The sequence below is a fragment of the Saccharothrix luteola genome, assembly GCF_020859565.1.
Lineage (GTDB): Bacteria > Actinomycetota > Actinomycetes > Mycobacteriales > Pseudonocardiaceae > Actinosynnema > Actinosynnema luteola.
This window is the reverse complement of the sequence record NZ_JAJHUO010000021.1, coordinates 174343-186607: the sequence shown is the minus strand read 5'-3', so window position 1 is coordinate 186607 and position 12265 is coordinate 174343. Positions and strand designations below refer to the sequence as shown.

The 12265-nt window shown below is 67.5% G+C and carries 10 protein-coding genes and 1 pseudogene; 3 read left to right on the top strand and 8 right to left on the bottom strand.

From position 1 onward, the window contains the following. Positions 1 to 302: 302 nt before the first annotated feature. Complete coding sequence (locus tag LNK82_RS28575; RefSeq protein WP_230570095.1) at positions 303 to 572, bottom strand: hypothetical protein; 270 nt, start codon at positions 570 to 572, stop codon at positions 303 to 305. 645 nt (positions 573 to 1217) lie between these two features. On the opposite strand from LNK82_RS28575, the gene LNK82_RS28570 reads away from it, so the two are divergent. Beyond that, positions 1218 to 1697: a hypothetical protein gene (locus tag LNK82_RS28570; RefSeq protein WP_230570094.1), complete on the top strand. Its 480-nt coding sequence runs from the start codon at positions 1218 to 1220 to the stop codon at positions 1695 to 1697. A gap of 48 nt (positions 1698 to 1745) precedes the next feature. On the opposite strand, the gene LNK82_RS28565 is transcribed toward LNK82_RS28570, so the two are convergent. The 7 genes and pseudogenes from LNK82_RS28565 to LNK82_RS28535 form a co-directional block, all read right to left on the bottom strand. Next, a complete protein-coding gene (locus LNK82_RS28565) occupies positions 1746 to 2954 on the bottom strand; it encodes a tyrosine-type recombinase/integrase (protein WP_230570093.1) in 1209 nt (402 codons plus the stop codon). 37 nt (positions 2955 to 2991) lie between these two features. Further along, on the bottom strand, positions 2992 to 3192 hold the full coding sequence (locus LNK82_RS28560; RefSeq protein ID WP_230570092.1) for a helix-turn-helix domain-containing protein: 201 nt from the start codon (positions 3190 to 3192) through the stop codon (positions 2992 to 2994). Further along, positions 3189 to 5155, bottom strand: a pseudogene (locus LNK82_RS48645) (DUF3631 domain-containing protein). Before LNK82_RS48645 ends, LNK82_RS28560 begins: the two are co-directional and overlap by 4 nt. Positions 5156 to 5181: 26 nt before the next feature. Further along, positions 5182 to 6180: a bifunctional DNA primase/polymerase gene (locus LNK82_RS28550; protein WP_230570091.1), complete on the bottom strand. Its 999-nt coding sequence runs from the start codon at positions 6178 to 6180 to the stop codon at positions 5182 to 5184. 86 nt (positions 6181 to 6266) lie between these two features. Then, positions 6267 to 6440, bottom strand: coding sequence for a hypothetical protein (locus LNK82_RS28545; protein ID WP_230570090.1), 174 nt, complete (start codon positions 6438 to 6440; stop codon positions 6267 to 6269). 253 nt (positions 6441 to 6693) lie between these two features. Then, positions 6694 to 7329 carry a hypothetical protein gene (locus tag LNK82_RS28540; RefSeq protein WP_230570089.1) on the bottom strand — a complete coding sequence of 212 codons (636 nt, stop codon included), beginning with the start codon at positions 7327 to 7329 and terminating at the stop codon, positions 6694 to 6696. 21 nt (positions 7330 to 7350) lie between these two features. Beyond that, positions 7351 to 8484 (bottom strand): FtsK/SpoIIIE domain-containing protein, encoded by a 1134-nt coding sequence (locus tag LNK82_RS28535; RefSeq protein ID WP_230570088.1) that lies wholly within the window; start codon positions 8482 to 8484, stop codon positions 7351 to 7353. 482 nt (positions 8485 to 8966) lie between these two features. On the opposite strand from LNK82_RS28535, the gene LNK82_RS28530 reads away from it, so the two are divergent. Together LNK82_RS28530 and LNK82_RS28525 are read left to right on the top strand one after the other, a co-directional pair. Then, the gene (locus LNK82_RS28530; protein WP_230570087.1) at positions 8967 to 9506 is read left to right on the top strand and encodes a hypothetical protein; all 540 of its coding nucleotides are present in this window, start codon (positions 8967 to 8969) and stop codon (positions 9504 to 9506) included. 270 nt (positions 9507 to 9776) lie between these two features. Beyond that, entirely contained in the window at positions 9777 to 12227 is a 2451-nt protein-coding gene (locus LNK82_RS28525; RefSeq protein ID WP_372470679.1) for a DUF8508 domain-containing protein, read from the top strand. Positions 12228 to 12265: the final 38 nt, after the last annotated feature.

Sequence of the window (12265 nt, the reverse complement as noted above, 5' to 3'; positions counted from 1 at the left end):
CGTGTGTGTTCAACGCCTCCGTGGGTTCAAATCCCACCGCCACCGCAGGCCAGAGGGCCGGGCACTCGATCGAGTGCCCGGCCCTCTGACGTTTCGTCTCAGTTCTAGGCTCAGTTGAGAGATTCCAGGCGGGGGCATCGGTTGTGCTCCTGCACATGCCGCAGAGCGCGGCGTCTCGGCTGGACGTTGGTGACGGCAGAGGTTCGTCCCTCCCAGAGGAGGGCTGCCACGCTAGGCACTGTGCCTGCGCGCAGCTGCGCCCTCCCCTGTAGGAGGTAGCTCACCCAGTCCTATGCTGCTGGTTAGACGATCTCGACCACTTGCTCCCGCCCCGTTTCCGGATCGCGGAAGATGAGCTCCTTGCCGCTGCGCTTGTTCATCTCGATCAGCCAGTAGATCGAGATGGCGCGGTTCACCACGTCTGTGCGGTTGAACCGTGTGCTTGTCATCAGTTGGAGGAGTTCGTCCCATACCTTTGGGATGATCCCTACTGTGATCCGCTGGATCATGCTCTGTGGCTGATCGCCTGAGCCTTCATCGACCAGTGAGTGGCGTTGAGTCCTGGTTGCCATCTACACCTCCCTTCTGGAGCAACCTTGCGATCGGGCTGATCAACAACAGGTTGATCTTATGGCACCTGCCCTGATCTCCTTCGCGATGCTCATGTTGCCACATGGGGCATCGATCCGCTAGCGACATGACATACGTCACGCATCAGAGTGATGCCTCTATGGAGCGCGTGAGCATCGGGTGTAGTACCGTCTGGCTCAGGCTCGCACGGCGGGTCATGAGTGAGGGAGTTGAGGATGTCGAGTCGCCCATCAACGGAGAGGCCTGGCGCTTTATCGGCCTCGTGGCATCCATTGAGCGTCATTGTGGTGATCCTGTCGCTAGTCACGGTGTTCCCCTTGTGCTGGTCAAGCATGCGTTCCGTTCGTCGGAGCGAGCTGACTGGAGCTTGGTGCCCCGACCTTTACGGGGCGCGGAATAGTGAAATTGATGGGATGACCGCTCGGTGGTCGATTGCATCGTTAGGAGCCATGCGGCTTGCGTATGCGCTCTTATCGCCATGCGGCAGGGGGATTACCCCAGCCTGTGGAGTTGTCGATGCATCGACAGTCGCTGTTGATAATCGCGAGTTACATCGGCATTCCTTAGATCCCTCGGTTTTATGAGGGTGTATAAAAGTTGTATGCCCTTAAAGCCGAAGGAGGCGATTGGCGAATGACTTAGCGAAGGGAATAATAGTGCAAAATCATGTCGAATCGGGTGAGCGCTCAGTTGAGCGCAAGGTCGATGTGGACGAGGATTACGTCTCCCCGACGAAGTCTGCGGAGGCCAGAATCCGGCTTTTTGAGTGCACCTCCTCGATTCGGGTGCCGAACAATTTCGGAACCGATGCGGAGGGAGAGGTGCGCGAGGCTCCTCCGACTTCCAGTTCGCGCGTACAGGTCCGGTACCGTAACTCCGGATCTGAGCTCGAAACTAGCGTTGATGTTCCGGGACAACATACCGAGAATCTTCTTTCGACGGCCAAGTTTGCTGTAGGCGCGTCGGCTTTGGCTGTAGGCGAGTGGGTGATCATGAAGTTCGGCGTCGATGTGATGTCGGACGGGGCATTGATTGCCATTATTTCGATCTACGCTGCGGTTGTTGTGGCATTGACGTGGTCGTCGGGGAAGCAGAGGAAGAACTAGAGGCGGCGAAGAGGGGTGCGACTGCACCCCTCTCGCCATCGGGTCACTCTAACTAGGACCCCACAGAAGTGTTCCGACGCGTTCGGAAACATCTCGCTTAATAGCTGTCGTTATATGCTGGTAACGAGTGGCCATGGCGGTATTGGACCAGCCCATGATGCCCATCACCGTCCGCTCAGGAATCCCGAGCAGCAACAGCACCGTCGCGGCAGTATGGCGCGCATCATGCAATCGGCCGTCAGGTACCTTCGCCACGTCCACCAGTCGCTTCCACTCGGTCCAGTCCGTACGCGGGTTGAGCGCGGCACCGGTCGGCGTGATGAACACGTAGCCGCTCTCGGTCCAAAGCTGTCCGGCTGTCTTCCGCTCGCGGTCCTGGATGGTCTTGTGCAGCGTGAGCAGCGCCATCAGCTCATCAGGCAGCCCGATACCACGCGTTCCCGCCTTGGACTTCGTCCCGGCCGTCTCTGGGCGCGTGGCGATCCGGTCCGGGCAGTGACCACTAAACTTCCGCCCGCAAGGGTCGGTGCACCCGTGCTTCCACTTCGGGCGCAACCGACTGCGGCGCACGCTCAACGCGCCGGTCTCCAAATCGACGTCCGACCAGCGCAGCCCCAGCGCTTCGCCCTGGCGCAACCCGAGCGCGAGCGCGATTGCCCAGCGGGCGCTATTACGCCTATCCTGCGCTGCCTCCAACAGCCGTTTCACTTCGTCCACGGTGTATGGCTCGACCTCCAACTCTTCGAGCTTGGGAGCGCGAGCCAGTATCACCGGATTCTCAGTGATGTGTGTCCGGCGTACCGCGATGTTCAGTGCCGCGCGAATAGTGCGGTGCACCTGGTGGACCCTTCCGGGCTTTGCGCCCTCGTTCATCATCTTCCGGTACAGCTTTTCTAGGTGCTCTGGTTCGAGCTTGTCAATCCGGTGTTTGCCGATACCGGGGATGAGGTGGACCCGCACCGCCACTTCATAGGCGCTGAACGCGTTCTCAGAGATTGCGGGTGGAGCCACGATGTTCTCCAGCCAGTGGGTGAGCCACTTCTCCACGGTCCACGCCTTGCCGGTCTTACGGACCTTGCCCGCGTCGCGTTCCTGTTCGAGCTTGCGGACCTTGTCTACAACTTCGGGTCGCGTCTTAGCCTGCACGTGGCGGCGGTCAGGTTTGCCGTTGTCCTTCACGCCAACCGTGACGCGGCCGTGCCAGTAACCGTCGCTGCCGTGATAGATGGTGGATTCTCCGTTTGACCTGCGTCCCATCGTCGTCCCCCTACGCGGCTTCCGGGTTGTTCGTGTGCTATGCGGTGAGGCGTTCGGCGTAGCGGATCAACGCGATCACGGGTACGCGGTGCAGTTTGCCGATGTGCACCGATTCGACCTGGCCGGAGTTGACGAGTTCGTACATAAGCGTGCGGCCGATGTTGAGTCGCTTCGCCGCGTCCTTGATTGACAACAAGAGATCATCGGCGTTGTTGAGCGGGGTCACGTTTCCGGTCACGCGGCACCTCCGGCGTACTCCGTGGGCAGGGGCGTCACGACGCTGAGTCGTGCGGGTTTGTCGTCGGTCCGGTCTTCGGTGGTGTCGATTCCGGGGCAGTAGCGCGACCAGGCGTCGGCGAAGGCGTCGCGGTGGTAGCCCTTGGCTTGGGTGCCGTCGGGGAATCGGATGTTGGCGGAGGTGATGCTGTATTCGCGAAGCATCGCGCCGAGCTTGTGCGCGGTGAGTCCGCTCGGTCCGTGGGTACGCCAGGGCGCTTCCGGGTCGGCGTTGAGACGAATGAGCAGTTGGGCGGTGGGCAGGGCGGTGACGTCGGTGAAGATGGCGCGGCAGTCGGTAAGCAGTCGCACGCCGGGGGTGGCGTCTCCCTCGTCGTTGGCTTCGGCGGTGAGGGCGAGTACGGCGGCACGTGCACGGGTGGGCCAGGTGCCCTCGGCGTGGTCGGCTACGGCGATGAGGGGTTCCCAGGTGTCGGCGGCCCGTCTTCCACGGGCATGGCGGGTTCGGCGTTCTCCAGGATGTGAAGGTCGTTGCGCAGCCAGCGTGCGAGGTGTTCGGCGAGCCGGCGCAGCGCGGGGCGGTCGCGGCGGTGCCGGTAGGGCGCGGCCTGTTCGCCGGGGGCGCGGCGGCGCATCCGGATGACCACGGCGCGGTCTTCGATGGTGTCGGGCATCGCGCCGATGCCGGCGAGCGCGGCCATGGCGAAGGTGGGGATGGATTCCACGGTGTTGGTGGCGGCGTCGTAGCGCTTGGCGGGCCGGTTGCGCTGGTGTCCGGCGTTGAGCAGTCCGCGCAGGTCTTCGTTGCCTTCGGCTTTCGGACCGAAGATCGTGTCCGCCTCGTCCACCAGCATGGTCGGCGGGTCGTCGCTGATCGACCGGTAGACCGCAGCCGGGGATGAGTTGACCGTGATGAACGGGTCGTGACACGTCGCTTCGACCACGTCGAGCAGGCGGGACTTGCCGCACCGCTTCTCCGGTCCCCGGATCACCAGCCGGGGTGCGTGCGCCCAGGCTGGTTGGGCGTGGCTGGCCGCGATCCACAACACCACGGCGTCGGCGGCTTCCGGGGTGGGCAGCACGACGTAGCGGGTCAACGCCGCGTGCAGCGCGTCGAGCAGCGCCGCACCTGCGGTTTCGGTGGTCATGCTGCGGCTCCCAGATGATCGGCCGGCCGCAGCTGCGGCGGTGTGGTGATGGGCTGGTCGCGGAGTAGGCGGGTGCGCCATTGCAGGGCGTAGGGCAGGCAGTTGGCGCAGTTCTTGCCACCGCGCGGGTGGACGGTGCCGCACAGGATCCGGTCGTTCTTGTGGCGTGCGTCGTCGGACCAAGCCAACGAGTCGGCGGAGACGAGCAGGTCTCCGTAGAGGCGAAGACCCAGGGTTTTTCACCCCGAAGCCGTGCAGGCGGGTGATGCCGCGGGCGTGCAGGGCGCGGATGATGTCGTGCGCTTCCCCTGTGGCCTGCCGTCGGCACACCGACCCCAGCCCGACCAGGGGTTGACGGGTGAGGTCGAACCGCCTGTCCGCTGCCCGGTAGAGATCGACGCAGTGCAGGTACTCGTCTCGGGTGTAGCCCTGCAACACCGGAATGAACGGCAGGTCAGGGGCCATCTCGCGGAGTAGGAAGAAGTTGTCCACGGTCCGGCGCTGGTGCTCCCGCACCGACAGGCCTGTACCGGCGAAGCGGTTGCGTCCGACCTGGCCTCCGGCGATGACGATCGGTTCGCACATCCAGTCCTGTGGAGCGGCCCAGCGCATTCCGCCGATGTGGTCGCGGTAGCGGCGCACGCGGTCCACGTACTCGTCTTCGGACACGGTCCACGCCCCGTACTTCTGCAGCTGGGTGAAGCCACCGGAGTCCAGTGCCCACGGTGCGACCGCGCGCCGCAGGGTCTTGTACTCACGCAGTCGGGTGTCGGAGACGAACAGCGGCACGCACGTGCGCCGCAGCCACACGGGCATGTGGGTGCCCAACAGGAACCGCGCTCTCATGCCGCACCCCGCGTCCCGAACGTCCGATCCGTGGCGGGTGGGGTGGGGTTGCCGGGGCGGTGAGGTCGTGGGGTGCTGGCTCCGGCGCGGAGGCCGTCGCTGATGGTGCGGGTGATCCTGGCTTCGGTGCAGTCGCACTTGTCGCTGATCATGTGCGCCGCTGCAGTGCGCAGGTGGTGTTCTGCTGTAGTCGCAGTGAGATTGCCCTCCCCGACGTGGCGGCCCAACGCGACGGCTGCGATGAACAAGGTCTTGCCGTGCTCGCCCTGTTGGGCTGCTGCGACTCTGTCGCACTCGCCCCTGATCGCCGCGTCCACGTAGGCGGGCAACCGCTCAGAACGCCGTACAACGGGCGCTGAGACGGCCGTACGCGGCTTGGGAGCGAGTGCCCGGACAACCCACCCCGGCGGATCGGCGGGTGACCGGTCGTCGGTGACCGTGTAAGCGCCGTCCGGGGTGATCGATCCGGGCGCGACGACGTAGCCACCGGCCGCGCGGGTGTCGATCAGCGGTCCGAGACCGTCCTGGGTGTTGCGCAGCTGCGCGCCGGACGGTGCCCGGTAGTAGAGGTGTTCACCGCCACGCGGGGTGGCGACGGAACGGGTGTCGAACAACTCGGACAGCGAGTGCCCACCACGGACGCAGAGGTCGGTGAGCACGTCGCGGCCCCACTCGATTTCCCTGCGACTACAGCCGTCCTTGTCCTGCACGGCGGGCGACTTCGGGGTGTCGAGATCGACCACGAGCAGCTCGGACGGGCCGGTGGCGATGCCGACGTTGAACGTCCCGGTAGACCAGCAGCGTTCGATGACGGCGGGGTCGGTGGTGGCACGCTGCTCCCAGCCGACGTGACCTTCGGAGCAGACACCGTTGCGGGGGCAGGACTTCACGCCGTGCAGAGCGGGGATCTTGGTTCCGGGACGGAGCGGGAAGACGTGGAACCCCATCGCGGCGGCGGCGAGGGCGTGGCGCAACAGTTGGTCCTGGAAGGCCATCACTGTCTCCTGTGGGTGGTTGGGGGTCGGTGCCGCGCCGTGCGGTGTGGTCACGTCGGCGCGGCACCTAAGTCGTTGCGCGGTGGTCACTTCCGCTTGCGTGCCTTGTCAGCGGTCTTGCAGACGGGGCACCACTTGAGGTCGGTGAACCACGTCCAGAAGCCTTCGGGTCGGTCGACTCGGAGCCCGCAGGCGGTGACGGCGTGGCCGTCCCACCAGGAACGGCGGACTTCGAGGTGGATCAGGTCGTCGTCGGACACGTCATCTCCCGGTGACTCTCTGTGACTGTCTGTGGGTGTGGGAGGTCGGCACGGTCACCCGTGCTGGGTGCCGCGCTGCGCCAGGGAGGAAAGGGGATGAGCGGGTCGAAGACCCTCGTTCCGGGCTGTTCGCGCTGGTCAGCGGAACGCGCGGTTGATCTTCCCTAGCAGGTGGTCTGTGCTGGTCAGGTCTGGGAAGAGGGGGCAGGGAAGCGGGGAGGGAAACTTCCCTGCCTCCCTGCCGGTCCCCTGGCTAGATCCCTGCCGTTGCGGCGGGGTCGGCCATGTCGTCGAACTCCGCCGGTTCGTCACGTTCGGTGATGGCCGTGGTGACGTCCTCGGCGCGGACGACGCTATTGCCGTCGGACTTGCGTACGGGCACTCCGGCGTCGTCCAAGGCGGCCTTGAGGTCCTGGAACGTCCAGTCGCCATACTCGCCGTGGTTGTGCTCGATCAGCCGCCGCAACAGCACGGCGGTGCGGACACGCTTGTCCTCGCCCATCACAGTGGCCAGGTCGGCCAGGTGGTCGACGACCTCGGGCGCGGTGTCGGTGGTGCGGTCGGTGACGGTGCGGCCCGACTCTTCGATCAGGGTCATGGCGCGGGCGATGACCGGGGCGACTTCGTCGCGGCCGTCCTCGAACGGCACGTAGAACGTCCTGACCAGCTCGAAGACGTTGTCAGTGACACCGACGGCGACGCAGGTTCCCCGGTCGGTCTTCATCCGCAGGTCGGTGGCGCGGATGCCGGCCTTGTACTTGCCCGCACCCAGCAGACCGTCGTTGGCCACGTGGTCGGCCACCGCGAACGCTACACCGCACGAGATGTTGCGGGTCACCTCACGTGGGATGGACTCCTTGGTGGGCGACTGGGTGGCCAGCACCAGCACGATCCCGTACTTGCGGCCGCGCTAGATCAACCGCACGGCCAGGTCTGCGGCCTCCGCGCCGTAGGTCTTGTGCTGGAACAGTTCGTGCACCTCGTCAATGGCCAGCACGAGCAGGTGCAGCCCGAGCCCGGGCTTGTCCGCGAGCTTGCGGGAGGTCTTGGGAGGCTTTCCGGGCTGCTCACCCAGCACCTTCCCGCGACGCTCCATCTCCGCCAACGCGTCCCGCAGGGCCTGCAACGCCTGCTCGGCCACGGTGTCGTCCATGCCCATGGCGTAGCGGGACAGGCGGGGTCGGAACGGCTCGAAGTCCGGCGACTCGCCCATCACGAACACCTGCAACTCCGCCGTGATGTCCAGTGCCGCACCCAGCAGCAGCGTGCGCATCGCCGCCGACTTGCCCTGACCGGGCCGCCCGCCGATCAGCCAGTTCGACTCGAACAGCGGGGCGTTGATGACCACACCGCGCTGCGTCAGTCCGAACGGGACACCCTCGAACAGGTCCAACGACCCATCCGCCAGCAACGGCCACTCACCCGCACCACCGGCGAGCTTGCCCTTGTCCGCGACCCACAGGTCCAGCACGCCGTCTTCGTCGCCCTTGGTCGGCCAGGTCTCCAACGACGACCTGCCGAGGTTCGCGGCGAGCTTCCCGCGCTGCGCCGCGACCATGTCGGCGGTGACACCCATCGGGAGCTTGATCTGCGCGTAGGTGCCGTCACCGTCCACACGGGCCGGAACGGTGTAGGTGAGCTGACCGCCCTCCTTGAAGAACTTGCCCAACGGCCCGATCCCGAGGTGCGCGAGCGCGGCGGTGATCATGCGCTCATCGATCCACGAGTCTGCGTCGTCGGGGTCCGGGCGGACGAGGAAACCGGCGCCGGGGGTCTTGTCGCGTCCCTCGAACACCGACGCCACCAGCACACCCACCGGGAACGCCACCACGAGCACCGTGAGCAGCCAGCGCAGGACCGTGCCGATGACGTCCAGCACGCCGTAGACCTCGGCCAGCCACGTCCACATCTCGTGGCGTTCCAGCAGCGCGTTCACGGTGATCAGCACCGCCGCGACCGGCCCGACGACCGCGCCCGTGACCGCCGCACGGCGCACCACGGCCGCCAGCCGTGCCCAGCGGGCGCGGGCGTCGTCGCGGATCATCTGCTGCGCCGCCCGAGCGCCCCACCCTTCCGAAGCGTCCCATGGTTGACCTCGGTTGGGACGCTTGGGACGCTGTGCCCGCTCGGCACGCCGTTGCCGTCCCGACCAGGGCGGCTGAGGTCGGATCGCAGGGGATTGGGCTAGCTCGCCTGTCGTCTCAGTTGTCGTCTCAGTCCCGCCTGTTCGGTGTCATTCGCAGCCGTCCGCAAGGGTCGACGGTAGGCGTTTGAGCAGCCGATACGTACGTTGTCGGTTACGGTCGGACAGTCGGTCGCAGACCTCGAAAGCGTGTGAGGTGAAAGCCTCCGTGGGTTCAAAAACCGCCACCGCTGCTCAGAGCCCCGGTTGCCGATCACGGCAACCGGGGCTCTGACGTTTCACGGCCCCCTGGTCCGCCCTCTCCGAACGCCCGGTCCGGTCGACCTGTGATCGGTAGGGCGGGCGCCCGCGGTTTCCTTCCGGCACGTCGGAAGGGAGTGGCGATGAGGCGGTTCCTGCGCGTGCTGTCGGTCCGGGGTGGGGTGGTCCTGGTGTCGGCGTCGGTCGGCTACTACCTGTGGAACGGGATCACGGGCAGCGCTGACGACCGGTGGTACGGCGAGGCGATGGTGTACGTGATCATCGCCCTCGGCCTGGTCGCACCCGCGTCGCTTGTCGCGAGGTTCAGCACGTCGATGGTCGAGCGGGGTTGGCTGCGGGTCGAGCACGTCGGGCGGTCGGACCTGGCCGAGGGGTTCGAGCAGTGGCACGCGTGGGCCGACCCCGACGACCCGATGACGCACCCGCTCTACCGGTCGACGGTCGGCATCCGGGTGCGGATCGACCGGATCACCGACACCGGGAACGCGATCCGCCTGCACCCCGTCGTGCGACTCGCGGTGCGCGGCGAGATCGAGGGCGGGTTCGAGGTGGTCGCCGTCGTGCCGCGGATCGCGGTGCCGCGCGTCGGGGACGTCGTGCGGGTGGTGGCCCACCCGACCGAGCCGAACCGCTACCGGTACGCGGGCCCGGTCGACCACTAGTGCCGCCCGCGACGAGGGTGGCGGCACGGCAGGCCGACCACGCGCACGGGCGCCGATCCGGGCCTCGTCAGGTCCGGGCCGGCGCCCCTGTTGTGCGTGTCGCGTCCGCGCCGGCGCTGGGAGGGCCACCGGGCAGGCACGGCCATGACCCTACCTTACGTTCGAACACACGTTCGAGATCGGGTAATGGTCAACCGTTAGTGACGGTGTCTTCCGCCGTTCACTCGTTACGGGGAGGATGCGCCCACCCGCCAACTACCGGAGGACCCGTTGAGACCTATCCCGCTCCGCGTCGGACTGGCGGTCACCGCCGCCTCGGCCGTGACGTTCGCCCTCGCCGCGCCGATCCACGCGGCCCCGAGCCAGGACGCCCTGATCGCCGAGGTCTACGGCGGTGGCGGCAACTCCGGTGCCACGCTGACCCAGGACTTCGTCGAGCTGGCCAACGCGGGCGCCGCGCCGGTCGCCGTCGACGGCTGGAGCGTGCAGTACCTCCCGGCGAGCGCGAGCGCGTCCAGCCAGTGGCAGGTCACCCCGCTGACCGGCTCGATCGCCGCGGGCGGGCGGTTCCTGGTCGCGCAGTCCAAGGGCGCGGGCGGCACGGTGGAGCTGCCGGCACCGGACGTCACCGGCACGATCGCCATGGGCGGCTCCGGCGGCACGATCGCCCTGGTCGCCGAGACCTCCGCGTTGACCTGCAAGACCGCCGCCGACTGCGCCGCCGACGCACGCGTGCGCGACCTGGTCGGCTACGGCTCGTCGACCGTGGTCCGCGAGACCACGCCGACCGCGAACCCGGGCAACGCCACCTCGGCCGCCCGCCCCGCGTTGACCGACACCGACAACAACGCCGCCGACTTCACCATCGGCGCGCCCACCCCGGTCAACTCCAAGGGCCAGGGCCCCGGCAACCCGGACCCCGACCCGGAGCCCGAGCCCGGCGACAAGCGCGTCCGCGACATCCAGGGCACGACCCGCATCTCGCCGCTGCTGGGGCAGAAGGTCACCGGCGTGCCCGGCGTCGTCACCGCGACGCGCGCCACCGGCGACCGCGGCTTCTGGCTCCAGGACACCGCGCCGGACACCGACCCGCGCACCAGCGAGGGCGTGTTCGTCTACACCGCGGCCCTGGCCCCGACCGTCGAGCCCGGCGACGAGGTGCTGGTCTCCGGCACCGTCGCCGAGTACCGGCCGGGCGGTGACGCGGCGAGCAACTCCAACCAGACGCTCACCGAGATCACCGGCGCCACGGTCACTGTGAAGTCCAAGGGCAACGCCCTGCCGACCCCGGAGACCCTGAACCCGCCGGCGGGCTACCTGCCCACCGCGAACGGCGGCAGCATCGAGGCCCTCCCGCTCGACCCGGCGACCTACGGCCAGGACTACTACGAGTCCCGCGAGGGCATGTACGTCCAGGTGGCCGACGCCCGCGTGGTCGGACCCACGAACAGCTTCGGCGAGACGTGGATCACCACCAACCCGACCCAGAACCCGACCGCCCGCGGCGGCACGATCTACCTCGGCTACGACCAGCCCAACAGCGGCCGGATCAAGGTCAAGCCGGGCGCCGCGGCGCCGCAGACGAGCAACGTCGGCGACGTGTGGCGCGGCGCGACCGTCGGCAACGTCGAGTACACCAACTTCGGCGGCTACACCCTGGCCACCAAGACCGTCGGCGAGCACGTGTCGGGCGGCATCACGCCGGAGGTCACGAACGCCCAGCGCGCCTCCGAGCTGTCGGTGGCCACGTACAACGTGGAGAACCTGGCCGCCACCAACGACCAGGCCAAGTTCGACCGCCTCGCCGCGGCCGTGGTCGGCAACCTGAAGAGCCCGGACGTCGTGGTGCTGGAGGAGATCCAGGACAACAACGGCGCGACCGACGACGGCACGGTGGCGGCGGACGCGACGTTCGCCAAGTTCACCGACGCCATCGCGGCCGCGGGCGGCCCCCGCTACCAGTGGCGCCAGATCGACCCGGTGAACAAGGCCGACGGCGGCGAGCCGGGCGGCAACATCCGGGTGGCGTTCCTGTTCAACCCGGCCCGGGTGTCCTTCGTGGACCGTCCCGGCGGCGACGCCACCACGCCGGTGTCCGTCGTGAAGCAGCACGGCCGCGCCGCGCTGTCGGTGTCGCCGGGCCGCGTCGCGCCCGCCGAACCGGCGTGGAACAGCAGCCGCAAGCCGCTGGCCGGCGAGTTCAAGTTCCGCGGTCGCACGGTGATCGTGGTCGCGAACCACTTCAACTCCAAGGGCGGCGACCAGGCCATGCACGGCCGCTACCAGGAGCCGGTGCGCGGCTCGGAGGTGCAGCGCGCTCAGCAGGCCGCGCTGCTGCGCGGTTTCGTGGACCAGGTCAAGGCGGTCGACAAGGGCGCCAACGTGGTCCTCGCGGGTGACATCAACGACTACCAGTTCTCCCCGGCGGTCGGCACGCTGACCGGCGAGGGCGACGTGGTGGCCCTGATGGACACCCTGCCCGCGGCCGAGCGGTACAGCTACGTGTTCGAGGGCAACTCGCAGACCCTCGACCACATCCTGATCAGCGCGAACATCACCCGGTACCGCTACGACGTGGTGCACATCAACGCGGAGTTCGCCGACCAGGCCAGCGACCACGACCCGCAGGTCGTGAAGCTGCGCCCGAGCACCGGCAACGCCCACGTCGACCAGTGGGTGTTCCTGCTGGAGGACATCGCGGAGCACCTGCCCAGGGGATAGCTCCCGCGGCAGCGAACGGGCCCCTCGGACACCACGTC